This window comes from Ruegeria sp. O5 (genome assembly GCF_056535105.1).
Map to the genome: position 1 here is coordinate 1 of NZ_JBQERN010000058.1, position 516 is coordinate 516.

Genomic DNA, 516 nt, shown 5'->3' on the forward strand with positions numbered 1-516 from the left:
CAATCTCTTCGGGCTTCGGTCGCTTGTTTGCCATTCGTGGTCCTCCGTTTCCTAAACATAGCGGTGGACCAGTTCAGTTGGGGAGGCTCAGGTTGCCGCCACCAGTGCGCCCAGATGCCCAAGAAATTTGGAAAGAGTAGAACATGACACATTGGACTTTTGTTGCTGCCATTGGGTGCCTCATTGCTGGCGCGTTCCTTTGGCAGTTTATCTTTCACAGAGACGTTTCCACGATTAAAAAAAGAATTGTCGGTCGCACGAAGAGTTTCAGATGTTGGCTGCGGGTCAGCAATTTCTGCAATCTGGTGAGCAATCCGGCAACACTGCAACCCTCGTCTGCAAGGCGGTCTTTGTGGCAGCTTGGCCGATCTTCATCATCATCGGCTTCGTTAACGCCCGAGTGCTCGGCAACTGAGATAGGTGAACTGGACGTGTCGCGGTTTGCTGCCGCTCCTTTGATAGCATTTATTGCAGCAAAGGAGACGAACTATGGGACTGAAACGGACGGACGAATTT

At 51.6% G+C, this 516-nt stretch carries 1 protein-coding gene; it reads left to right on the forward strand.

Translation table 11 applies throughout. From position 1 onward, the window contains the following. Nucleotides 1–143 precede the first annotated feature (143 nt). Nucleotides 144–516 (forward strand): hypothetical protein (locus ACR0M3_RS20060; protein WP_480912428.1); only part of this gene is annotated, 373 nt, incomplete at its 3' end.